General features: G+C 66.2%; 23 protein-coding genes. 10 read left to right on the top strand and 13 right to left on the bottom strand.

Features of this window, described 5'->3' with window-relative positions; translation table 11 throughout:
• The first annotated feature begins 229 nt into the window (after positions 1–229).
• Positions 230–457, top strand: a complete 228-nt coding sequence (locus BCF44_RS55130) for a hypothetical protein (RefSeq protein ID WP_147329077.1) — start codon at positions 230–232, stop codon at positions 455–457.
• A 463-nt stretch (positions 458–920) separates the two neighbouring features.
• On the opposite strand, the gene BCF44_RS53505 is transcribed toward BCF44_RS55130, so the two are convergent.
• Entirely contained in the window at positions 921–1,433 is a 513-nt protein-coding gene (locus tag BCF44_RS53505; protein WP_116182309.1) for a GTP-binding protein, read from the bottom strand.
• A gap of 176 nt (positions 1,434–1,609) precedes the next feature.
• Between BCF44_RS53505 and BCF44_RS53500 the strand changes: the two genes are divergently transcribed.
• Positions 1,610–2,830, top strand: a complete 1,221-nt coding sequence (locus BCF44_RS53500; protein WP_116182308.1) for an FGGY family carbohydrate kinase — start codon at positions 1,610–1,612, stop codon at positions 2,828–2,830.
• 573 nt (positions 2,831–3,403) lie between these two features.
• Positions 3,404–3,538: a hypothetical protein gene (locus tag BCF44_RS58900; RefSeq protein ID WP_281283278.1), complete on the top strand. Its 135-nt coding sequence runs from the start codon at positions 3,404–3,406 to the stop codon at positions 3,536–3,538.
• Positions 3,539–3,723: 185 nt separating this feature from the next.
• Here the strand turns inward: BCF44_RS58900 and BCF44_RS56395 are convergent, their stop codons facing one another.
• From BCF44_RS56395 to BCF44_RS53480, 7 genes are all read right to left on the bottom strand, one after another.
• Complete coding sequence (locus BCF44_RS56395; protein WP_170218264.1) at positions 3,724–3,939, bottom strand: hypothetical protein; 216 nt, start codon at positions 3,937–3,939, stop codon at positions 3,724–3,726.
• A 386-nt stretch (positions 3,940–4,325) separates the two neighbouring features.
• Positions 4,326–4,604, bottom strand: a complete 279-nt coding sequence (locus BCF44_RS55125) for a hypothetical protein (protein WP_147329076.1) — start codon at positions 4,602–4,604, stop codon at positions 4,326–4,328.
• A 423-nt stretch (positions 4,605–5,027) separates the two neighbouring features.
• Positions 5,028–5,261, bottom strand: coding sequence for a hypothetical protein (locus BCF44_RS57215; RefSeq protein WP_211353686.1), 234 nt, complete (start codon positions 5,259–5,261; stop codon positions 5,028–5,030).
• 54 nt (positions 5,262–5,315) lie between these two features.
• On the bottom strand, positions 5,316–5,837 hold the full coding sequence (locus tag BCF44_RS57210; protein WP_211353685.1) for a transposase: 522 nt from the start codon (positions 5,835–5,837) through the stop codon (positions 5,316–5,318).
• Positions 5,838–6,039: 202 nt separating this feature from the next.
• Entirely contained in the window at positions 6,040–6,207 is a 168-nt protein-coding gene (locus tag BCF44_RS57205) for a hypothetical protein (RefSeq protein ID WP_211353684.1), read from the bottom strand.
• A gap of 18 nt (positions 6,208–6,225) precedes the next feature.
• Entirely contained in the window at positions 6,226–6,735 is a 510-nt protein-coding gene (locus BCF44_RS53485) for a hypothetical protein (RefSeq protein ID WP_116182306.1), read from the bottom strand.
• 103 nt (positions 6,736–6,838) lie between these two features.
• Positions 6,839–8,074, bottom strand: a complete 1,236-nt coding sequence (locus tag BCF44_RS53480; RefSeq protein WP_211353683.1) for a hypothetical protein — start codon at positions 8,072–8,074, stop codon at positions 6,839–6,841.
• A gap of 1,710 nt (positions 8,075–9,784) precedes the next feature.
• On the opposite strand from BCF44_RS53480, the gene BCF44_RS55120 reads away from it, so the two are divergent.
• The 3 genes from BCF44_RS55120 to BCF44_RS53470 all read left to right on the top strand — a co-directional run bounded on the left by BCF44_RS55120 (position 9,785) and on the right by BCF44_RS53470 (position 13,178).
• On the top strand, positions 9,785–10,183 hold the full coding sequence (locus BCF44_RS55120; RefSeq protein ID WP_147329075.1) for a hypothetical protein: 399 nt from the start codon (positions 9,785–9,787) through the stop codon (positions 10,181–10,183).
• Positions 10,184–10,992: 809 nt separating this feature from the next.
• Positions 10,993–12,504 carry a glycoside hydrolase domain-containing protein gene (locus tag BCF44_RS53475; RefSeq protein WP_116182304.1) on the top strand — a complete coding sequence of 504 codons (1,512 nt, stop codon included), beginning with the start codon at positions 10,993–10,995 and terminating at the stop codon, positions 12,502–12,504.
• Complete coding sequence (locus tag BCF44_RS53470) at positions 12,501–13,178, top strand: M15 family metallopeptidase domain-containing protein (RefSeq protein WP_116182313.1); 678 nt, start codon at positions 12,501–12,503, stop codon at positions 13,176–13,178. Before BCF44_RS53475 ends, BCF44_RS53470 begins: the two co-directional genes overlap by 4 nt.
• Here BCF44_RS53470 and BCF44_RS59475 read toward each other — a convergent pair.
• The 3 genes from BCF44_RS59475 to BCF44_RS59465 all read right to left on the bottom strand — a co-directional run bounded on the left by BCF44_RS59475 (position 13,152) and on the right by BCF44_RS59465 (position 14,490).
• Entirely contained in the window at positions 13,152–13,634 is a 483-nt protein-coding gene (locus BCF44_RS59475) for an alpha-L-rhamnosidase C-terminal domain-containing protein (RefSeq protein ID WP_379801193.1), read from the bottom strand. The two genes, BCF44_RS53470 and BCF44_RS59475, sit on opposite strands and share 27 nt — an antisense overlap.
• A 169-nt stretch (positions 13,635–13,803) precedes the next feature.
• Entirely contained in the window at positions 13,804–14,082 is a 279-nt protein-coding gene (locus BCF44_RS59470) for an alpha-L-rhamnosidase-related protein (protein WP_211353681.1), read from the bottom strand.
• Between the two features lie 195 nt (positions 14,083–14,277).
• Complete coding sequence (locus tag BCF44_RS59465) at positions 14,278–14,490, bottom strand: alpha-L-rhamnosidase-related protein (RefSeq protein WP_379801206.1); 213 nt, start codon at positions 14,488–14,490, stop codon at positions 14,278–14,280.
• Between BCF44_RS59465 and BCF44_RS58395 the strand changes: the two genes are divergently transcribed.
• On the top strand, positions 14,407–14,592 hold the full coding sequence (locus BCF44_RS58395; RefSeq protein ID WP_246016320.1) for a hypothetical protein: 186 nt from the start codon (positions 14,407–14,409) through the stop codon (positions 14,590–14,592). The genes BCF44_RS59465 and BCF44_RS58395 overlap by 84 nt on opposite strands.
• A gap of 386 nt (positions 14,593–14,978) precedes the next feature.
• Positions 14,979–15,179: a hypothetical protein gene (locus BCF44_RS53460; protein ID WP_147329074.1), complete on the top strand. Its 201-nt coding sequence runs from the start codon at positions 14,979–14,981 to the stop codon at positions 15,177–15,179.
• Between the two features lie 23 nt (positions 15,180–15,202).
• Here BCF44_RS53460 and BCF44_RS53455 read toward each other — a convergent pair whose 3' ends face one another.
• Positions 15,203–15,490: a hypothetical protein gene (locus BCF44_RS53455; RefSeq protein ID WP_116182302.1), complete on the bottom strand. Its 288-nt coding sequence runs from the start codon at positions 15,488–15,490 to the stop codon at positions 15,203–15,205.
• 1,538 nt (positions 15,491–17,028) lie between these two features.
• On the opposite strand from BCF44_RS53455, the gene BCF44_RS53450 reads away from it, so the two are divergent.
• Positions 17,029–19,836 (top strand): S8 family peptidase, encoded by a 2,808-nt coding sequence (locus tag BCF44_RS53450; RefSeq protein WP_211353680.1) that lies wholly within the window; start codon positions 17,029–17,031, stop codon positions 19,834–19,836.
• 81 nt (positions 19,837–19,917) lie between these two features.
• Here the strand turns inward: BCF44_RS53450 and BCF44_RS55115 are convergent, their stop codons facing one another.
• Positions 19,918–20,193, bottom strand: a complete 276-nt coding sequence (locus tag BCF44_RS55115) for a hypothetical protein (RefSeq protein WP_147329073.1) — start codon at positions 20,191–20,193, stop codon at positions 19,918–19,920.
• Between the two features lie 199 nt (positions 20,194–20,392).
• Between BCF44_RS55115 and BCF44_RS53445 the strand changes: the two genes are divergently transcribed.
• Positions 20,393–21,577, top strand: a complete 1,185-nt coding sequence (locus tag BCF44_RS53445) for a S1 family peptidase (RefSeq protein WP_147329072.1) — start codon at positions 20,393–20,395, stop codon at positions 21,575–21,577.
• The last annotated feature ends 483 nt before the right edge of the window (positions 21,578–22,060 follow it).

The raw sequence follows: 22,060 nt of genomic DNA, 5'->3' as shown, positions 1-22,060 counted from the left end.
GTGTACCGTAGCCTGCTAATTGTTCCGGCACCTGGGTGGCCTGCCTCTGGTGACGGGCGTGGCACACCTGACTGGTGAAAGTCGGAAGCCTGATCACGGTCGCGACTAGTCCGTAACCCGTCATGACTGCATCCTTTGTTTGCGAAGCTCGGAATTTGTTCCGCAGGAAGGCGTGTGAGATCTTTATCTCGTTCCGGTCGGCGTGTCAATCGATACGATCGTCGGGCGAGTGCGCGTGAAGCTGAAAGGTGGTGCTGTGGTGCCTTATCCGAACAAAACACATGTCATCCGGTGTTGGGACGCCGTCGATCGGCAGCGGACGATCACCGTGGTGCGGCTGCCCGGCGGTCGTGTCGGCTTCCGCTTGCCACCGGGCGAGTGGGCGGAACTGGAGGCGGCCGATGTGGCCAAGTTCGTGGTGGCGGTGGGCGGCGCCGTCGCGACGCCGATCGCCTGAGCGTCACTTCGGGGGGCATCCGCCGTGACGCTGTCGCCGGTGCACCGGGTATGGCCGTCCGTCGAGACATTGATGCAGTGGCCGCGGTCGAGGGACAGAGAGGGGGCTTGACGAGGGTGTTCGGGGCATCGACGAACTGTTAGAGGCGTTGACCTTGACTTCGACCCAGCCCTTGTCGCGTTCCCCGTCCAGCGGCACAGCTCGCACCCACCGCTTCCTCACGAGGCTCTTGTTCCGTGGGTAAACACGCCGAAGTCCCGCTCGATCAGGTTGTCCGATACAACGAACCGCGGGCGGATGTCCAGGTGGCCAGCGATGACCTCGGCCTCCTGTTCTTCGGCGCGAACTAGGCGCCGGCGCCCGGCGCGGCGCACGCCTCGTCCCGCCGGCGCACGCCAATGACGATCATCCGACCGTCGCTACGGCACCTGCGTTCGGGTGCGGATACGCCGTCGCCGCTGTCTTACAGTCCGAATGACAGTCTCCGCGAGTGCGAGGCTTGCTCGTCTATCGTGTGTTCGACCAGTGCGATCAGGGTCCGCCTCGCGGACGCCGGGACACGGGGGTCGCACGCGACGACTGGCACCGAGGCGCCGACGTTGAGCGCGGCACGGACTTCGGCAAGCCGAGCACACCGCTGCCGATTGAATCGGTTGACCGCTACGACGTACGGCAACCCCTGCCCGGTGATGAAGTCGATCGCCCCGTACGCATCGGCCAGCCGGCGGTTGTCCGTGAGTACCACAGCTCCCACCGCGCCGTGCCCGAACCGGTGCCACGTCGACGGGAAAGCAGGGCCGCCCGCCGCGACCAGATGCAGCGTCAGTTCCTCGTCCAGCCATACGCGGACAAAATCCACGGCGTCGAGTCCCATCAAGTCGGCCCTCCCGAGTAGTGCCGACGGCAGGGGCGCCGAGATCGAGCGCAGGAAAGCGGTCTTGCCCGCTCGTCGGCCGCCGAGGATCACGATCTTCACTGACGTCGTCGTCCGGTCGGTAATCGGCGAACGGAGATGCACGAGCGGGCCTTTCGGTGAATCGGGGGGCTGGGCGAGGCCACGTCTGTGATCGAAACGGGGCGGGCCGACCGTAAGTGCGCATGGGCGCGACGATCCATCCGAAGTACGAGGAACTTCGTTCCCAGCTATGAACAATGCGGATTCGATTCCGCGTTCATCGGCTACCCGCGAGCCTGTCGTCAAGCCATGGTAGTGGGGTGTGGTGGAACGATCGGCCCGACAGCGCCGCGATTGGGGTCGACATAGGCTCTGATCATATCGCTGTCGTCTCCGTCACCGAGGACTGCGAGGTGCTGGACACTACGTGCCTGCGCTACTCGTTCGACGCCACCGGCGGTGTCGCCGGGCTGGTGGACCCGGACTCGGTGGTGGACACGGCCTTCACTGCCGTCCGTCAGATCGCGTTGGCATGCGCGGCCCGCGGCCGTCACGTGAGCTGTCTGGCGTTCGGCGCGTCGAACGAAGACGCGATCATCGCCGTCGACGAGGCGACCATGGCGATGACGCCGTCCATCAGCGGCGCTGGCATGTCGGTCGAGTCATGGGCGTGGCTCATCGATGCTGTGGCTGGTGGCGAGATCACGCGTTCCACCGGCTTTCCCGTGCACGGAGGGTCGACGGCGGCGAGAATCGCGTGGTTCATCTCGCACGACAACGCTCTCCGACACGCGTCCTGGTGTGGACTCAAGGACTTCGTGGCGTCCCGGTTCTACGGTCGACTGGTCGCCGATCTTTCCGGCGCGTCCGCTATGGGCCTGCTCGACCGTAAGTCGATGGGCTGGTCGACCGCAGCGTTGTCGCCGCTCGGGCTCCGGCCGGACCAACTGCCGCCGCTGATGCGCTCCGAGCAGAGCTTCCCGATCACCGAGGAGGCCGCCGAACTCGCCGGTCTGGACCGCAGCACGGCGGTCGTCGTCGGCGGCTCCGGAGCCTGCGTGGCGCCGCTCACCATGGGATTGCACCGGCCGGACGCTGCCATGGTGCATCCGAGCCTGCTGGGCGTGCTGTGCGCCCTGGGAGACGGTCCAGCCGAGTCGGTGCCGTCCACCGTGGGGGTCGGCGGCTGCTGGCTTCTCGCCGGCCGGGACGTGGCCGACCTTCGGGCCGCCGGCATCGGTGTCGGAGTGATCAGGGTGGCCGCCGGCATGCGGGACTCGCAGGAGGTGGCCATGGACATCGCTGATTCGCAAGGTGTGCCGGTAGAGATGTCCGCTGTCGATGAACCGGTGGCCGTCGGTGCTGCTGTCCTTGGTTGGTACACGGTGGGAGTACTGCCCTCCCTTGACGCCACCGCGCTGATGTTCCCGCCCGACCAGGTGTTCTATCCGCGCACCGGTGCGTGTCAAGATTCTTGATGCAGGTTGTTTGGTTGGTTGAACCGGACGGTGGTGGGTAGCGCGGGTGGTTCGGGGTGCTTGCGGACGAAGCGCTCGAGGTTGCGGGCGTAGGAGGCGGTCAGGACCTCGTGCGCCCGGCACGGGCCGCACTGGCTCGTCCATAGCGGACACCGATGGATGGCGGCAGCCGATACCGCAGTGGTAGTGCCCGGTGTTGTTCCAGCTGACGATCCGCTGGCAGAACTCCTGGGCGTCGGCGAGGCTGTCGAAACGTTCGGCGTAATCGGGCCCTCGGTGACCATTCGAATCGGTGCTACAACCACCATGCGGGTCCACGGCGGACCACCTATCAGCAGTTCCTCGGGCGTGTATTCGGCCATCGCCGTGAACAAGGTGCCGCGCTCAGCGGAACAGACCGAACCGCCTTAAGCCGCGCTTGAGCTCAGTCCATGCCGTGTCGTCCAGCAGAAGGGCATTGTCGACCTGGTCACAGAGCAGGTCGCGGGCACAGCTAGAGAGGCTCCTCCGTCGTGTTCGGCGGCAACTCGCACCGCCTCGACGCAGGCCCGCGCGACGACAAGATCCGACGAGGTGTCGACCGCGCGGGCACAGGTGCGGATCAGCCCCGCCACCATCTCGGCCCGAACTGCCGGCATCGGGCTCAGCAACACCTCGACCTGCGCGGCGGCGATGTCCGGTACCCGGGATGCCATCGTCAGCCGCTGATCCGGCGGCAGAAGTACGAACAGGGCACCCTAGTTGTTCTGTCGTGGCCGAGCCGCATGCGCCGATCAGCGTCTCACTGACGGATGCGGGATCGGCAACGACGATGGTCGCTCCGACGCGGCGCCGTCATCTGACCAAGTAGGGCAGCGGCGTCCTGGTCGGTCATCTGGCGACGTACGGTGCCATCAGGGCATCTGGCAGCGCCACGCCTGCGACAGCGCCCTCGCCAGGTCGCCACTGATGCGGTGGTTCCGGTCCAGCGTCAGCGTGATCGAGCGGTACGTCACCGGTCTGGACGGCACCCCATCTCCGCCGTCGCACAACTCGGCGTCACCAGCCACGCTGAGGGCGCCGTGCTCGCCCAGCACGTCCAAGGTCTCTGGGCTGTCGAGGTCCTGCACGGATCCGCGACACCCTCTGGCGCGAGGACCACTCCTCCGCCCGCACCCGCTCCAGCCTCGTGTCAGGCCACCCTGCGCAACCTCGCCTACGGCGCGTTCTGTCTGGCCGGGCGTCTCGACATCACCGAAGCCACCCGATGGGCCGGCCGCTACATGACCAGGCCTCTCACGATCCTCGGACGAACCTCATGATCTTGAAGTTGCCGTGCTTCAGAAGCAAGCAGAACTAGCGGGTGTCGAGAGCCCGACCGCGCCCGGGATCGGTGTTGCTTCGCGACCTCGTCGTACTGCACTACGGTGATCAGGGGTCGGTGACCCCAATAGCGAGCATCGCCTGGTGGATCAGGTTGACTTCCGCCTTCTTTGCACAACACGGATCTCCGCACTCAGTTTATGCAGATACCGGTGGCAGAAGCCGAATATCCACCCGGAACAATTGTGGTCACACCATAGGAAATGTTGGTGACACTGGAATAATTCTTGTATAGACATGCGCTGATCAGGTCGGAGTTCAGCCGAGGTTTCAGCGACTCCGAGTTCGATTCCGTGTCAGTCACCGTCACTCTCGGGATAGGCGCTGGCCTGGCATCGGCGATCCCAACACCCAAGGCGCCGGTGGTGAGCAAGGTCAGCCCGAGGAGGGCGGCCGCTGTCGTCTTCTTCATGGCATTATTATGCCAACCGGTCGCCGCCCGCTAGCGTTTTTCAGGCGGAAGCGGAAAATATTTCGCGTCTTACTGAACCTGCTTCCGGTGACCCGTCGCCTGCGACTAGAGTTCGGTGACCGGGCGTTGTTCTACTGGAACACCCGGACCCCGGCGACGTGGGAATACGCGCTAGAATGCCCGGTATGGAACGACGAACGACGTCCCGGGTCAGAAAGTCGTTCGGTCGCGTTGACGAACATCGAGACCCGGACGGCCCCAGACGTCAGTCGAGGTCCAGCTCGTTCCTTCCATAGCCTCCGTTACTGGTACTAACTTCCGCGTTCATGTGTGAGCGGGTCGCCGCGTCGACGACACGACCCAGGACGGTCGCGGCGAGCAGCCCACGGATCGCCGCGGTCGGCAACGACAGCAGAGCCGACCTCAGCAGACCACCTTGCTCGGCTGGCACGTCGCCTCTTGTCCCTGCCCCGCTCGGGTGAACGCGAGGAAGGCCTGCGCCAGCATGCACATCGCCGTGTGCCGCTGCCACCTCACCCACGTCCGAACCTGATACTGGTCCATCCCGAGCTGTTCCTTGCCGGTCTTGGCGTCCTCCTCGATTGTCCACCGCAGCCCGGCCGCTCGGATCGTCGCCGTGACCACCGGCGCGTGCACCAGTAAGTACTCGATGTCACAGGACGCCGGCCGCCCCTTGCGGGTCTTCCCGTCCTAGGATCGACGGATCAACAGGGCGTGGCCGTGTCCCTCGGTCGGCGGCTGCTCTTTCACCGTCACCGCGTGCGTCGCCCAGTCATACAACCAATGGCCCGTACCGCCCCCACCGACCGCGCGACGTTCCCACCTGAGGACGCGGCCGGTCAGAATGTCCTTACAGCACGACGCCTGTCCCCGCGCGTCGAGCAACGGCAGCTCCACCGGCACCGCCAGCACACAGGGGGATGACGTGGTCATGGCAGAACGTGCAGCTCCCGGGCCACGGCCGTGGCCGGCATCGGCGGCGAACCAGGCGAACACCACGTTCGCCGCGAGCACCCGCTCCAGTATCTGTTGCACCAGTTGGGGTTTCGTCGCGAAATCGCGGTCCGCGGGCATCCCGGCGGCCCGGCGGCGGGCCGGATCCGTGGTCCAGACGGCCGGGCAGGTAGAGCTCCGGTCGACGAACGCGTGCCCGGCCTCGGTGGCGTAGATCAGCATCGGCATGACCAGGCAGTCCTCCACCTGTCCGGTCACCCCGCAGTGCTGCGGCGCCACCCCGACCTCTTGTCGCCCTTCTTGATCGCCTGGGTGTCATCGGCGACCACCGCGGCGTCGACCGAGCCCAGGCCCGCCACCACCTAGTCCTGGACCTGGTCCCTCAGCCGCTCGGCGTCCCACACCGCGCCATCCAGCCGGTGCTCGAACGGGCGTGGCGTGGCCAGTCCGGCGTGCTCTGCTAGCCCCAGGAGTTCTTCTTCGGCACATCGGCCAAAGGCGCCCGCATCATCAACCCGAACATCACCCTCGGCTCGGGGTGGTTGACCGTCCACCCCAAGCCGTCGGTGGGGGTGTGGAGGTCGGCGTCCCAACTGGCGACGTCCTGCACCGTCACAGCCTCGGCCATGCCGATCCCCACGCGGCGTCAGTCGATCCGGTCCAAGATCTCGAAATGTAGTACCGGGATCGTCCACCAGCTTAGCGATGTACGTGCGCGGCCCGCCCAGCACCCGGGCACATCCAGGACGAACTCCACGGTCACGAACGCTGTGAGCATCTGCCCGGACTCGAAGGCGTCAAGCACGACCAGGTCGACGGACCCGTCGGACCGGCCGGTCAGCCCGGCGCGGCCGTCGGTGCTCTCGATGGTCAGCCCTGGCACGGCGGCCGTGACGAGCCGTTCGGCCAGGAACACCACGCTCGGGTCGTCCAGTTTGAGGAAACCTGCGACGACCCTGGCCGCATCGCCGCAATGCAACGCGGCGGTGTGCATGCCGCCCCCGTTGAGGTGCACGCCGGCCAGCAGACCGGTCGGTAGCCGGTCCACCCCGTCGTTGATGCGCCGCAACACGTCGAATGCCGACACCGAGGGATCGTCGAGATCGACGTCGTTGGGGTATGCGATGAATCCTCCGACGGCGCTGGCCAGCTCCAAGCAGCTTTCAAACTTTCAAGAAGTTGTCGGGCCATCGCCGGTCTCGTGGCCAGTGCCCTGGCGAGGATCGGACAGGAAAAGCGCGTCGCAGCCTGGATGACCGTCAGCAGAAGGGGTTTCTGTTCGCCGCTGCGAACAGAAACCATGCAGTGGCGCCGACATGCTGGTGCGAGTAGTAGCCGTATCCGAAGCCGGTGTCGATCGGACTCGTTGCGGCCACGAGCCCGCCGCTCAGCGGTCGACCCCCGACGGTCTGACCCGCGCCCAACTGCGACCGTACGGTTGCCAAGCCACCCAACAGAGCCGCCGCTTGCTCGCGGGCGCCGTGTTGTTGGAGAGCGCACACGGCGTGTGCGGTGCCTTCACACCACACACCGTTCGGTGCGGGCAGCGGCAGGTTGGCGCCGATGGGCCGGGCGGGGTCCGCCGCGAGGCTGGCCGAACTGAAAGTGAGCCCGGTGACCGACCGTCCGTCGGTGAGCTCCGAGTTGACGCCGCCGGCCCGGTCGGTGACGGTGAGCTGGCTGGTGGCCCAGCCGATGGCCCTGGCGTAACGGGAATCCCTGAGGGCGAGCCAACTCCAGGTCTGGATGTCCTCGGGGATCACCGATCGGTTGATCGTGGTGCCGTCGGTGGTGCCGGTGTAGAAGTGGCCGGCGCCGGGGTTCCACATGCGCCGCACCATTGTCAGTGCGTGTTCACGCTGTGCCAGCCAGTCGTTGTCGCCGGTCCTTGCGGCAAGTCCGCCGAACAACACAGTCAGGTCGATGTTGTGCTCCGTGGCGCTGTTCTGGAGATGCGTTCCGCCCGCGTCCACGCCGAACAGGAACCCGTTGCCGGAGCGGCAGTTCTGGACCACCCATTGCCCGATCCGCCCGGCGCCGGCGAGGTAGCGGGCGTCGCCGGTCGCACGGTGCAACGCCAACAGGCCGATACCCGCCCAGGCCAGATCGCCGCCGGCCGAACCCGTGAGTCCGAAGTTGCTGGCGATGTTCACCGCGCCGTCCGATCGCACGAAGCCGTCGACGACGTACGCCTGCCGCAGCCGGCCGTCTTGGTACTGGGGATCGTGGTCCTGGGCATACAGCAGGGCATCGCCGATCGTCCTGGCCCGCTGCAACGCGGTGAAACGGCTGTCGCCGAGGTAGGCCAGCAGTGCCAAGGCGGCGTCGTAGGTGAAGGCGACCGCGGGCAGGCCGGACTGGTCGCTGTAGCTCTGAGGCAGTCGAGGGCCGTTGTTGACCGGGTAGGCGTCCAGCATCTGGTCAAGGAACCGGTAAGCGCTGTCGTCCGCCGTCACCGCCCTCGCCGCAACGCCGGGTGCCATGATGGCGGCCATTGCGATTCCCGCCTGAAGGACTTGTCTGCGAGTGGGCACGCCCATTCCTCTCCGGATCCGGTCGGAATGGCAGTCCAGCACGGAAATGTCAGGTCCTGCATCCGAAATTTGGGGAACTTTTCTCGTGTGTCCGTCGAGGGCGGACGATGTCCGAGCATACGTCGTGCTCCTTCGGACACTTGAAATCTGGCACGACCGTACACGGACCGGCTGTAGAGACGACGGAGGAACCGATCGCCGATGCGCCACGGCTGGATCGGGTTGCTCACGTCGCCTGATGGATTCGGTCTTGGTCGCCGGTTGGTGCAATCGGCCGGATTTCGTTGAACTACGAGGATTTTCGGCGGAGTACGCCGCGCTGGGTCGACGGACCGGTGATTGTGGGCATCCCGGGTCAGGGCACACCCACCCACCCTGTCGCTGGCGCGCTCCCGGTTCGGGTCGTGGTCGTTCGCCGGAGCGGGAGCTCGCCTCAGGAGCTAATCCGTGAACGAGCACGTCCAGGTTGCGCGAGATCGCAGTATGGTTCCGAAATTTGACGGGAACTGTGCTTTGTGGTATTCATCAACAATGGCGGGGGTTGGCCTCTGTGTAGCAGTAATAATGACGGTAAGTCTATTGCTGAGCTTGCCCTCGGTGAGAACTATTGCCACGAAGTGTTGGTGGTCGACATAAAAAGTTGTCGATGTCCCTCATGATCTCTTCCGGAGGTGGCTCAACCCGCTTGCCGTGGTGTGAGCAGTCGTCCCCAGGGTGCGAACTTGGGGCCATTCAGGAGCGGGATCCCTCCCAGGGGCAGCGAGGGTGTAGTGCCCGAAGGGAAGTCTCCTGGGGCAGGCCGTCTGCTGCCGCGGCGCCGGCGAGGTGCGCGACGAACCGGCAGGCATCCCGCTGCGTCGAACGGTCAACGGTCCTGTGCCAGTCCTTCGCTGTGGGTGGTACACGTGGTGGGGCGGGAACATCTGGGCAGTGGCGTCACAGGAGGCCGGCACGCCCGCTACGTGCTGGGCACGAGCGGCCGCGCCGGCAGCCAGGGGCCGGCGACGTCGGAGACCTCCGCGGGCACATCGTTCGAGGTTGGCGATGTCCATCGCCACCGCGGGTGACTCGCGCATATCGGCGGCCATTCTGATTGCCTTGACTCGGCGCCGGCTGGGCGGAGATCTCGACGCCGTCGGCTACGAGCAGCCAGCGGTTGTCCACGCCTGCGGTGGACAGTACCGCCTCGGCGGCCCGGTCTCGGAGAGCGCGCAGCCCTCCGAGTCGGCTTGGATACGCCATGGCGGCGCGTGGACGGTAAGGGCCCATTGGCAGGCGATGCCACGCACGGTCGCGAGGCGCCTCCGACGACTGACGTGCCGTGGCTGCCGGGTAGCCGACGAACGCGGAATCGGGTCCACGTTGTGCGGTAATGTCACGATTCCTCGAATTTCGGATGGATCCACACTGTTCGTCGGGACTACCTTGGTCCTGGCCTTGAGACCTACCGTTCGGAGCGGTGACAGTCGGGCTTGTCTTGACCGACTACAGTGCGAAGCTCACAGTCGACATCTGTGTGAAGTAATTCGCATTATTTGTGAATCGCGGAGTGTCTCGTCCGTGCGGCGGCGTTTCTACCGTACTCTCGCGGTGGTCGACGGGCGCAGGTGGGAACTATTGGCATGTGTCATGCCGCACCGAAGCAAACATCCGTTGAACAGGTGGTGTTCCGTGTTCCGTTTCTTGAGCAAGGTGATTGCGGCCGTTGCGGTGACCGCAGCCGCCGGCCTCGCCGCACCCGGACTGGCCAATGCCGACGTTCCGTCGGAGCAGGTGTATGTCTGCAGCGCTGCTGGCACGATCCATTTCCAGATCACAGGGCCGAACCAGTCCGGCAATAACACGCAGTCGCCTACGAACGTCGTGCCGGCCGGAACCTGTTACTATCTTCAGAACTGGTGGTGGCAGAAGGGGGCGACCCTTGTGGTCGCTTTCGGTAGCTCGCCCACGCCCGCGTCGAGCTGGAAATCTTTCCCGTTCAAAATCGACAGCAAGAGCAACGCTGCTTGGCACCAGGTGCAGGTCAACTGTCCGTCATGCGGCGACAACGTTGGTACCAACTACAACTGACGGCTAAGGGCTGTTCAAGCGGCAGCGTCGAAATGTAGAGCGATCGCGGCTGAGATGCTGCCGGGAACGTCGCGAGCGGCCGACAGTAGTCTGTGCGCGCGATGCGCCGTGGCTCGAAATTTGAGTTAATTTCCCGACGCATCCGCCCTGTTTGGGTGAGGGTCGCCGGTTGAGCACCTCGATGGCCGCCGGCTGACACGTGGCGCGTGGTCGCGAAAATATGCACGTCGCGACCACGCGTGGAGAAGTAGCCCGAGCTTTCGGGCCTTGCGAGATCGGCTCGGTGGGATTGTCGGCATGTCCTATTCTGGATATAGGAGCCTGCACTGCCATTTGGAGGAAGTGGATGGTGATCGCCGTAGGTAGGTAGCGTGCGCTCGCTGCGTTTGCTGTCGTTCTACGGCGTCCTCGTCATGCTCCTGATGTCGCAGGAATCAGCCCATGCAGGATTCGTTCCATTCCCTGCTCTGGAGGGGACGTCCATCCGCCGGGCGGCCCGTACAAGTGTGTTTACCCTGGTGGCCAATGAGTCATCATCACGATGTCCTCAGGATGGCGTCAAAGCTCTGACGTGATGGCGTGACCGCGGGTTCGGAGTGTCGTCGCGGGCACGGCCCCAGGGCCGTGCCCGCGCGGCCGTTGCTCCTGGGTTGCCTGATGGTCACTCAAGTTCGCGCGAGCCAGTCGACGCCTGCTGCCAGCTGTCCTCGGTGAACGCCAGACGGTTGAGAATCGGATCCACGTCCTTGAAAGTAGGAGTTCCGCTGTTGTCCGGTGTGGACGATCACCGGCTCCACTAGGTTCGGCACGTGAATGTTGAGGTTCTCCAGGCGCAGCAGTGGGTCAACGCGACCTACGGCGGTGTCGTCGGCTACAACAGTTGCCCCGAGGACGGTGTGGCCGGGGCGACCACCCTGTACTCGTTGACCAGGGCATTGCAACACGAACTCGGCATCACCGCGCTGTCGGACAATTTCGGGCCGATGACGCTGGGGGCGCTCGCTCAGCGAGGCGGTGTGCCGCTCACCGAGTCCAACCAGAACATCGTCAAGATCCTCCAGAGCGCCTGTGCCTGCAAGGGATACCCTGCTGGCGGCCTCAGCGGGACGTTCGGCCAGCGAACCCGGTTCGCGGTCGGCGCAATGATGTCCGACGCCGGCGTCGGCGCGCTGGGCAGCGGCGTGGCGCCCAAGGTGATGAAGGCACTGCTGAGCATGGACTCCTACGTCCTGGTGGCCGGCGGCAACGCCGCGGTCCGCTCGGTGCAGCAGTGGTTCAACGGCAGGTACACCACCCGCCGTGACTTCTTCGTGCTCGCGTGCGACGGTGTCGTGTCGCGGACGGTGGTGCAGGCGACGATCCTGGCAATCCAGTTCGAGTTGGGCTTGACCGATGACCAGGCGACCGGCGTGTTCGGTCCGATGACTCGGGCCGGCCTGACGGCCCACTCGCTCTCGGTCGGCGCGAGTGGAGTCTGGGTGAGCCTGTTCAGCGCCGCCATGGTGCTCGGGGCCTCCGGCTCGTTCGCCGCCACCTACACCGAGGAACTCGTCTGTGCGGTGCGGAGGTTCCAGGAATTCTCCGCGCTTCCGGTTACCGGGCAGGCCGACTTCGCCACCTGGGCTCAGTTGCTGGTCTCCACCGGCGACGCGGACCGCCCCGCCACGGCGTGCGACTGCGTCACCACGATCACACCCGCGCGGGCGCAGGCCCTGCGCACCGCTGGCTATCGGGTGGTCGGGCGCTACCTCGACCAGCGCGGCACCACGCTGGACAAGAAAATCAAACCCGGCGAGCTCCAGACGATCTTCGGCGCCGGCCTGAAGGTGCTGCCCATCTCTCAGTACGACGGCAGCGAGGCCAGCTACTTCACCCATGACCAGGGGGTGCGGGACGCGTCGGACGCCCACACCGCCGCCGCCGGCTACGGCTTCAAGGCCGGCACGGTGATCTACTTCGCGGTCGACTACGACGCCGTCCAGGATGAGATCGACACCGCGATCGAGCCGTACTTCCGCGGTGTGATCGAGGGCCTGGCGGCCAAGGGTGGCCGGTACGTCCACGGCGTCTACGGTTCCCGCGACGTGTGCGCCCAGGTGAGCGAGCGGACCGGTGCGCGCTGGTCGTTCGTGTCCGACATGTCGACGGGTTATGGCGGCAACATGGGCTTCCCGCTGCCGGCCAACTGGGCGTTCAGCCAGATTCAGACCCTGACGGTGGGGTCCGGCGACGGCCAGATCGAGATCGACAAGGACGTCCAGCGGCCGGGCGCCGACCCAGGCGTGTCCTCGGTGCAGACGACGCAGGGAGGTTCGTGGTGAACGAGAAGTCAGCGGTTTCGCGTCGGCGGCTGTTCAAGGGCGGCCTCGTCGTCGTGGGCGCCGGCGCGCTGCTGTCCACCCGCACCGTCACTAAGGCTGTCGCCGCCGATGCCCAGGCGGCCTGGAAGTCGAACACCACCGCCAACGGCTGGCCGGTCGTCGGACCGCCGGCGCCGACCAGGGTGGAGGGCACCGGCTTCGCGCTGTCCGTGCTGCCCGGCGCGGTGGCGACCGTGCTGCTGCACTGCGTGAGACGCTACTACTACGAGGTCGATCACACCCTGGTGCAGACCGACATCCTCGGGTACGTGAGCGACCCTCGGGTCGCGGCCGCGTTCGAGAGCAACCACTTGTCCGGCACGGCGGTCGCCGTGCGTCCAGGCTGGTACCCGATCGGTGTCGCGGGTGGTTTCCTGGCCCGTGAAGTCGTGGTCATCCGCGACATCCTCGCCGACTGCGAGGGCGTTGTACGGTGGGGCGGTGACCTTAACCCACTGAAGGAGTCCCACTTCCAGATCGATGTCGGCCCGAACGACGCGAAGCTGCGCCAGGTGGCGGCCAAGATCGAGCAGTGGCGGTCGCGTCCCGGGCGGGGCGCGGGCTCAGCGGTCGACCCGTTCAGCTCCGAACGGCGCGCGGCCGCCCGCTCACTGGCGGCCATGCAGAGGCACTGATTGGTACGGCAGCCGAAGTCCATGATCACAGCCGGAAACTGGTTCCTGAAGAAGGGCGTCCCGGATATTCGTGTCGGGGCGAAGGTGCCGTCGGTGTCGCCTGGCTGTGGCATGTGCGTTGCCTCCACGTTCGACGACGGCCGTCGTCGAACGTGGAGGTAGATGCCGCGTGAGATACGTGCATGCCCCCTCGGCCGCCATGTGGTTACGGTTCCGGTCGGCAGGTTCGTGACGCCGCCGTCGGGCCACTCGATTCGGGCGGAGGCGCCGGTGGGCCACGGTGGTGCGAATCTCGATCTGCGAAGGATGAAGTTCCCATCGGATCGCTAGTTGCCTATAGGGAGACTCGTGGGCCGCTTCGGCCCAGGCCACTCCGCCGCTAGGCCGGGGGCGGAAGACGAGCTCCCGTAGCTCGGTGCGGCGGCGGTCAGTCCCGCTACGGTGGTGTGCAGCCATTGGGTTATCGCGTCGAGGGTGTGGTGGTTGACGGGGATCATCTCGCCTGGGTTGACCGTGCCGTCGGTCACCATGCTGTCCCAGCGTTCCTCACGCCGTGGTCGCGTTGTGTTTGAGCGCGTACAGCCGGGGCGGGCGCATCTGTTGGAGGAGTGGGGCATAGGACACATCATCGTGGCCCGTGGTTGCTGAGCGCGGGTGTCAGTGGGGAGTGCCGATGAACGCAGTCTGGAACGGCCAACCGGTTGCCGGCGCGTGTTCGCACGTGCGGCCCGGGCAGGAGGTCGAACCGGAGCGCCACGGCGTAGGCGGTCTGAGTGCCACTGGTCATGAGACCGTCGGACTTGATGTACTCGTCGATGAACGCCTGACGAAACGCGCTCGGCCAGAGCGCCGTAGCGGCAGCGGCCTCGCTCCTGTCCGAGGGCTGCGGCCATCTTGGCCACATGCCGTGCGGGCCAGGCGTATTAGGCGGTCGCGATCAGGTAGCGGCAATCGGCCGGGCCGTGCAGGGGCGCCGGAGGGGCCGAGCCAGTCGCCGAGCTGGTATCCACTGTTCCACAAGCAGGAGGGACCGGCAATCTCGGTGACGAGGTCGACCCAGCGAAGCGCGCTGTCGTACTTCGGGGCGAGCAATCCGGCGTCACCGGAGTCGTGGTAGAGCCCACGGTGTCAGCGCTGCGACATCGTCCCAGCCGGCGCCAGGCCTTGCCGGTGTCCACTGTGGTCCGCCCGCGAATTTCGGAACGTACCAGGGCACGGTGCCGTCGTCGTGCTGCTCGGCAGCGGCGTCGCGCAGCCGGGAGGCCCGCATGCCGTCACAGTCGTGGAGAAGGGCCGCGGTGGAGGAGAAGATCTGGATTTCACCGGTCCATACCAGCCTTCGTCGCGCTTTGGCGAGTCAGTGGGCACGTCGACGAAGCTGCCGCGCATTCTCCACACCACGTTCTCGTACTAGGCGATCAGTGCGAGCCGGCCGCCATGGAGGTTGGTGTGGCTGCCGTTGAAGCCCAGGCGGCCGCGATACCAACCGTCAGCCAGCCAAGCGCCGATGGCTTACGCCGCTCGCCTTTCGTCACTGCGACCGCCGCCGGCTTTGGCGCCCGTTCACGTCGACGGACCCACACACGCCGGCTTTCACCTATAGCGGCGGGGTGACGTGGGTTCCGCCGAGCGGGGCGCCGTCCTATGGGTCGTTCCACGCCCACGCGATTAGGCTCGAACACAGCACCGATGTCAACGGCACGCTGCGCGACCAGGGTTCGGATGTTCTCCAACACCGCCTCTGGCTACACCCGCGGCCTGCTGCCCTAGGCCGACGGCAAGTGCCCACGAGTGGGCGGTGTGCTGACCATCGACGGCACCAGCCGGGTGACCTACGGTGCCGACGACGCCGGCGGCGGCGGGATCTCCACCGGCGCGACCGGCAAGGCGCAGAATGTGCTGAGCTCGCAGGTCCTGGGCATATACAACTCTAACTCGGGTGCCCCGGTGGTCCGGGGTGCCGGACAACGGCACCCCGGACCACAACTGGGGCAGAGCTGAGCAGAGCTCTGCCCCAGACCGTCTCAGCCCACAGAGCGGTCGAAGTCGCAGGCCACCTGCCATTCCCAATCTTGCTGACCGGTCCCCACGTGGACCAGCCCCGAGGAGACGATCACCCCGTGCGCGTCGGAGCATTCTGCCTCGACGGTCGGCTTTTCGAAATTCGCGATGTATTCGATCGTCGCCTTGCCGCTGAAGTAATGGATGGCCCCGGTGCTGGCCGATGCCGACGCCGTCGACAGCCCCACGACGGCCGCCGCGAGTACGCCAGCCGCGACTGCGGCGCGCACGATACGCATTTTCAGTTCCATCCGCTTTCCTTGTGTGTTGATTGTCACTCCCCAATCGGATCGGGAGTGGCCCCAGTATCGGACATCACGGCTCGGGCGTGGAGCGAGAACGGCAACTGGTAGCGAGGTTGGAGGAAAACCCTCACCGACTCGCGGAACCTAGGCGCGATACTTGGGCATATGGACATATGTGTATTGTGTGGGCGAGGTGTGGTGAGCATGCCTGCAGTGGAGACCCTGTTCGGTGGAAGTCGCTCGGGCGTCTAAAACCGTTCTCCGGGAGGGCTAGTTGGCTGCAAACCATGCCGGCATCGGGGCTCTCAAGCTTTCCCGGCCGCACGGGCAAGGATCGCCTTTTATGTCGCGACCACGGACGCGAGCTGCAACGCCGGTTGCTCGTGATCGCAACATGACGTCATCGCGCGAAATCGCCGGTGATCACAAGCGGCGAAGTTCCCGTCTCGGGGTGCGCCGCCTCGGTGACCTTTGCCACGTTGACGGCGGGGACGAAGATGTAGCACTAGCGCGACACCGGCCGGGTCTTGGCCACCACTGTCAGCGGCGAGCATATGTTCGCCCCAACCGTGGCGCACTCTATGGCGCTCACTGCAGGCGCCGTCATTCCGATCAACAGCCCGCGATGAGTGGGCACCCCGGTGCTGGACAGTCAACCTTGCAACCGTACAAACCCGAAGAATGGCAACGGAATTCCGCAAAAAACGGAGGTAAATCGAACCGCACCCTCTGGGAGGTGGACACTGCGCTTTTCTTTGTGACCGATTGTGACGCTGGGGCGTAGCGGTAGGCGGCATGTCGAACGTGTTGCCCGACCTGACGCTGTGCGAAAACCGACTATTCCTTTGGGTGCGCAACTCTGTCATGATGGTGGCTGTACGCGGCCTGCGGCTCGTCAATGTGAATGATCAATGACATTGGATTCGCGACGCCGTCGGCTGCCGCGCGTCGTGTGCGTGACACGGCGCTCGTCCTGGTATGTACGGGTCGCGGCACACGGTCTCAATCGAAACGGTTGAAAGAGGCCAGCACTTGGCTGGCCAGCCCGGCGTCCCATCTACTGGTGACCAGCCTGGGCATGTGAGGCTACTGAATGGAGAGGTTTCACCGCTATGCGGATCAGAGCAGCGTTACTCGCTGTGGTAATGACTGGTTCGGTCGGGACAGGAGTGTTAGCCGTCCCGGCCGTGGCGTCGCCCACGGGACCATCGCAGCGAGTGATCGTCGTGCTGCGTGACCAGCACACGGATCTCCCAGTAGGCACCCACACCGCGCAGCGCCAACAGGCGGTGGAGCAAGACCAAGCGCCTGTCGTGTCGCAACTGCGCATTAATGGCGCCCAGTCGGTCGCTGGCCTAAGCCTGATCAACGCCGTGTCCGCCAGCGTCAATCCGGCGTCACTGGCCCAACTGCGTTCGGACGCACAGGTTGCCGCGGTGCTTCCGGATCTGCCGGTGCACCTGCCTCCCCGGAGGCCCGGTAGCAAGCCTCCCCGCGCCAATGCCACCTCGCTCGCAGGATGCGCGACCACGGCTGACCACCCGATGATCGAGCCACAGGCACTGACGCTGACCCACACCGATGCGGCGCAGCAGGTGGCGACCGGCAAGGGCGTGGCGGTCGCCGTGATCTCGGACGGTATCGACGTGGCGAACCCAGAGTTCGTTCGGCCCGACGGCAGCAGCGTGATCACCGACTACAAGGACTTCACCGGCGAGGGCACCAACGACGCGACCGACGCCGAGGAGGCATTCGGGGACGCCAGCTCCATCGCCGCGCAGGGCAGGCAAACATACGACCTGTCCGACCAGCTGCCGGGCTTCACGTTTCCCAAGGGCTGCGACTTCCAAATGCGGGGCTTCGCCCCCGGGGCCGATCTGATGATGCTCAAGGTCTTCGACCACGACGGCGGCGGCTTCACATCGACGGTCGTGCAGGCGATTCAGTACGCGGTCGAACACCACGCGGCCGTCATCAACGAGTCTCTTGGTAGCAACCTCTACCCAGATTCCGCTACTGATCCCTTCCGGCTGGCCGACGCCGCGGCGGTCGCGGCGGGAGTCACGGTCGTGGCCAGCACCGGCGACTCCGGACCGACCGGCACCATCGGCTCCCCGGCGAGCGACCCGAGCGTGATCAGTGTGGGCGCCACCACCGCGTACCGTCTCCCGGCGCTCGGCTACGGCTATCCGGGTGCGATCGACAACAACATTGCCGCCCTCTCTTCGGGCGGCACCACGGCCGGTAACCGGCTCGTCGATCTCGCGGCGCCGGGCATGGTCGGCATGGCAGCGTGTACCGTCGGTCCACTGTGGACCGGATGTCAGCACGCCACTGAGGTGTTCGGCGGAACCAGCCAGTCCGCGCCCTTCGTGTCCGGTGCCGCGGCGCTGGTGATCCAGGCGTACATGCAAACCCACAGCGGCGCCCGCCCGACGCCGGAATTGGTCCGCCGCTTACTGACCGGCACGGCGACCGACCTCGGCGCCCCCACCGACGAGCAGGGCGCCGGACTGCTCGACTCCGCGGGCGCGGTCCAGGCCGCAAGCGCCTGGGCTGTCCCCGGCGGTAGCGCACACAGCACCGGCCTGGTGCTGTCCACGGATCAGCTCTCCGTCAGCGGCCGGGCGGGCGAGGTGGAGCACAGCTCCGTCGCGGTCACCAACACCAGCAACCGTCCGCAGACGGTGACGATGTCCTCCAGCGCAGTCGGCACCCAGACCTTCGACACCGAGCAGACCACGACCGTCGCGGCGCCGCTGCCCGACACCACCGGCGAGGGCCAGCTGGCGGCGGCACCTGTCACCTTCACCGTGCCCGGCAACACCCCACTGCTCGACGCCGACATGACCTGGCCCGGCGCCCAGAACACCGGAGTACTCGCTCTCGCTCTCGTCGACCCGCACGGCCGTCTGGCCCAGATCAGCTATGACTTCGGTGGCGCCCAAAGCGCCGCCAACTACCAGCACGTGGACGTAGTCCAGCCGGAAGCGGGCACTTGGACCGCGAAGGTCCTCTGGAGCAACGGAGTCACCCTCGCCCAGCCGATCCAACCGGGTAGCTACCGCGGCCCGGTGCGATTGCGCTTCAGCGGCCACAGGTACGCCGCCGCAGACGTGGCGCCGCAGACCCGTCCGGTGCCCGCGGGCGGCACCGTCGTCTTCCCGGTGACCGTCGCGCTGCCGGCCCAGGCCGGCGACACGCCGTTCTCGCTGCGGTTCACATCCGGCTCCGACACGGCGTTGCTACCGGTAGCCCGGCGCACGCTGGTCGCCGTGCCCTCGGCATCCGCGCGGAGCACGACGTTCACAGCCACGGTCACCGGCGGCACCGGGCGCTCGGTCAACCAGGTCCTTGCCTACTACCTGGACGTGGCCGCCGGACATCGCAGCCTCACCATCGACCTCGCCGCCCAGAATCCCGGCACCCAACTGGTCTACTACCTCGTCAGTCCCGAGCAGCAGATCCTCGCTCGCGACACCAACCTCGCCGGGCCCAAATCCGACACCCCCAGCCAGTATGCGAGCCTGACCGTCAACGATCCGGCCCCAGGGCGCTGGACGCTCTACGTCACCCTGCCGGGTCTCATCTCCGGCACCGACTTCAACGAGCAGCTTGCCGGCACCGTGCACGTCGACACCGCCACCGCCGCTGCCCCTGGTCTGCCCAACAGCCCGACAATCGTGATCAGCAAGGGCAGCAACAAGGTCGTCTCCGTCGCGGTTCCCAACCTGGGGCCCGCGGACCGGCAGTACTTCCTCGACCCGCGGCTCGACTCGATGAGCACCGTACCCGTCATGACCACGTCCGGCGCCGCCAGCGCCGACGTCACCCTTCCCAGCGCGCCGGGCGCCGGCTGGTGGGTGCCGTCCCACACGAGCGAACTCCGGGCGACCGCCTCTGCCGGCGCGCCAGTCAACCTGGAGCTCTCGCCGTGGACCGCCTCCCCCCTCGTGCTGGGCGTGCCCGGTCCGAGCGGAACTACGGTCGCCACTGCGAAGGCCGGGCAGCTGGCCGGCGGTTTCTGGGGTACCACCATCACTCCGGTCGGCGCGTACGGCACCACGCCGGCGCCGAGCACAACTGCGAAGATCACGATGACGGCCCTGACCCAGACCACGGACCCGGACGCCCACCCGTCCACCGGAAGCTACTGGGACATCACCGCCGACTGGAATCCCGTGTACGTGGCCGCGGGCGGCACGGCGCACATCGACCTGACCATCACTCCCACCGCCGCGCCGGGCACCGTCGTCCGCGGCATCCTCTACGTCGACGAAGCCGGCGCTCAGGAGGACGTTTCCAACGAGTCCGAACTGATCGGCCTTCCCTACACCTACACCGTCGGATGAAATCCGAGGAGGCGTCGACACCGATAGCCAGACCCACGTCGTCTTGATCGGCTCGCCGCGGCGGACAGGTCTGGCAAGCCCCTAGTCGTGCGGGTCGGGTACCACATTGACGCCGAGCAAGAGACGATCGAAATCGGGGCGAGCGTGGCCAGGAAGGCAGTGCGTCCGGCATTTGGGCGGCAAACCGCACGCGGTCTTCGTGATCGATGACGTGCCGGACGAGAGGACGGGGCAACCGCGCGGAATTCTGCTCAAGCAACAGGCCACCGGCAGATCGAGTCCGGCGCGGACGCCCATGATCTCGTCCGGACGGGCCCGTGCGGACATGGTGATCAACTGCCCGGCGTCGGCGACCACGACCCGCTCGTATGGGTCGTGGTCGCCGTCAGCGCCAGACGACCGGGCCGCTGATAGTGGCCGGCAGCCCAGGGGAGATGCCCCGGGGAGAGCGGAGTCGGAACGAGAGGATGCGCATCGCGCGAAGGTCGTTCGTCGGTATTCGGAGGTTCGTTCGGCGAGCGCGTTCACTGCGACCGGCGAGCTTACTGTTGTCGAAGTGCAGAGAATCATGACTCTTGGGGTCATTGTCGCTTGTGTGGCCGCAGTCGGTCTGACCGGTTCGCAGGCGTTGGCCGCCGTGTCCGACGTACATCAACAGTTACTCGTGCAGAGCCAGGAGCTGACCGAAGCCTCGGTCGCCGCTCTCCGCCGTGATCTGGGGCTGTCGGAGTCCGAGGCACGCCGGCGGGTCGACGCGCAGGCGGGGGTGACCGCGCTCGCCGACAACCTCGCGGCCAGGCTGGGCGACCGGCAGGCGGGCTCGTGGCTCGACCCGGCGGACGGCGCCCTTGTGGTCAACGTGGTCGACGACCTGGACGCGCGGACCGTGGAGAATGCCGGCGCGCGGGCCCAGATCGTGCGGTACACCACCGCCGAACTCGAGCGGGTCGCCACCGAGTTGGGTCACGGCACCCTGCCGCGCGGCAGCTCCTGGGGAGTCGATCCCCGGGTCGACGCCGTGGTGGTGGAGCTGCCAGCCGGTGCGGCGTTCACCCCGGTGCGCGACTATGGCGACGCCGTGGTGGTGCACCGGTCCGCTGGTCCGGCGCGGACGCTCGCGACCGACCTCTATGGTGGCCTGACCATCAACCGCGACCGGCCCGGCGGAGGCAGCTGCACCTCGGGGTTCGTGGCGACCGACGCGAACCCCGACGGCTTCGGACTCGACTACCTGCTCACCGCGGGGCACTGCGGGGTGGCGGGTAGCACGTGGTGGCGGGGCGGCCAGAAGATTGGTTACATCAGCCAAAGCGAATTCGGACCGGACGACTATGCCTCTATCGTTCTGACAAACTACACCGCCTGGCAGCCACGGGGCTGGGTCTACACCCGTAATGGTCCGCAGGCGGTGACCGGTTCCGGGACAGTCACCGTCACCGGGACGACCGTGTGCATGCGCGGTTCGAGTACCGCGTACAACTGCGGCCAGGTCCTCGCGTTCAACCAGAGCTACACCGACTCACGGAGCGGTGTGACGGTCACCGGGTTGGACAGGACTAGCCTGTGCTCCGTGGCGGGCGATAGCGGCGCTCCAGTTATGGTCGCGCAGAGTAACGGCGTGATCGGCGTCGGAATGGTCAGCGGCGGCGCTGTGACCAGCACGGGCCAGTGCCAGAGAGTCAACTTCATTGAACCGCTGTGGAAGGTGCTCAACGGCATCAAGCTCGTGACGAGCAACTGAACCAGCCAACGAATTTAAGGATGCAATCCCTGCTGGTGTCGTCGACATGCGGCGAAGGAGTCTGGTCGGCGTCCCTCCCGAAATGGTGTCGGGCACACTCAGCCCGATTGTAGCAACGAGATACCAAGTGGACGGACGTCCATTGGAATGTAGAGGACACGACGACCACGACGGTGAGTCCTCTGCGGGCCGAGACCGGCGGCGTACCTTATGACGACTTCTGGTTTGTTAGTTGCGCACACACCGCGATGAGCTCTGCACCTGCTGGACCACGCTCGGATGTACCCCTGCGTCACATCGGCGCGAAGCGGTTCGACCCCTCGATTGCGGAAGTTGGTCCCAGCTTCAAGGCGACATCGTCTGGACGACTCTGGGCTGACCTCGACCACATCCGGCGCTGAATGCGAGTCATCATCACACGATGGGCTGACGCTCCTGGCCAGTTGGGGAGCCGCCATCGCTCAGACAGGCCAGGGTGGGGAG

Source organism: Kutzneria buriramensis (assembly GCF_003387475.1).
Classification (GTDB): Bacteria; Actinomycetota; Actinomycetes; order Mycobacteriales; family Pseudonocardiaceae; genus Kutzneria; species Kutzneria buriramensis.
Note: the sequence above shows the minus strand (reverse complement) of the source record. Positions and strands in the feature narration are given on the sequence as shown.

Excerpts from the sequence above, each read along its gene's own strand:
- BCF44_RS53500 (WP_116182308.1), top strand. The coding sequence starts at position 1,610 with ATGCGGATTCGATTCCGCGTTCATCGGCTACCCGCGAGCCTGTCGTCA.
- BCF44_RS55125 (WP_147329076.1), bottom strand. The coding sequence starts at position 4,604 with ATGAAGAAGACGACAGCGGCCGCCCTCCTCGGGCTGACCTTGCTCACC.
- BCF44_RS57205 (WP_211353684.1), bottom strand. The coding sequence starts at position 6,207 with ATGGCCGAGGCTGTGACGGTGCAGGACGTCGCCAGTTGGGACGCCGAC.
- BCF44_RS53480 (WP_211353683.1), bottom strand. The coding sequence starts at position 8,074 with ATGGCCGCCATCATGGCACCCGGCGTTGCGGCGAGGGCGGTGACGGCG.
- BCF44_RS59475 (WP_379801193.1), bottom strand. The coding sequence starts at position 13,634 with ATGGCTGCACACCACCGTAGCGGGACTGACCGCCGCCGCACCGAGCTA.
- BCF44_RS59470 (WP_211353681.1), bottom strand. The coding sequence starts at position 14,082 with ATGTGGCCAAGATGGCCGCAGCCCTCGGACAGGAGCGAGGCCGCTGCC.
- BCF44_RS53455 (WP_116182302.1), bottom strand. The coding sequence starts at position 15,490 with ATGGAACTGAAAATGCGTATCGTGCGCGCCGCAGTCGCGGCTGGCGTA.
- BCF44_RS53450 (WP_211353680.1), top strand. The coding sequence starts at position 17,029 with ATGATCGAGCCACAGGCACTGACGCTGACCCACACCGATGCGGCGCAG.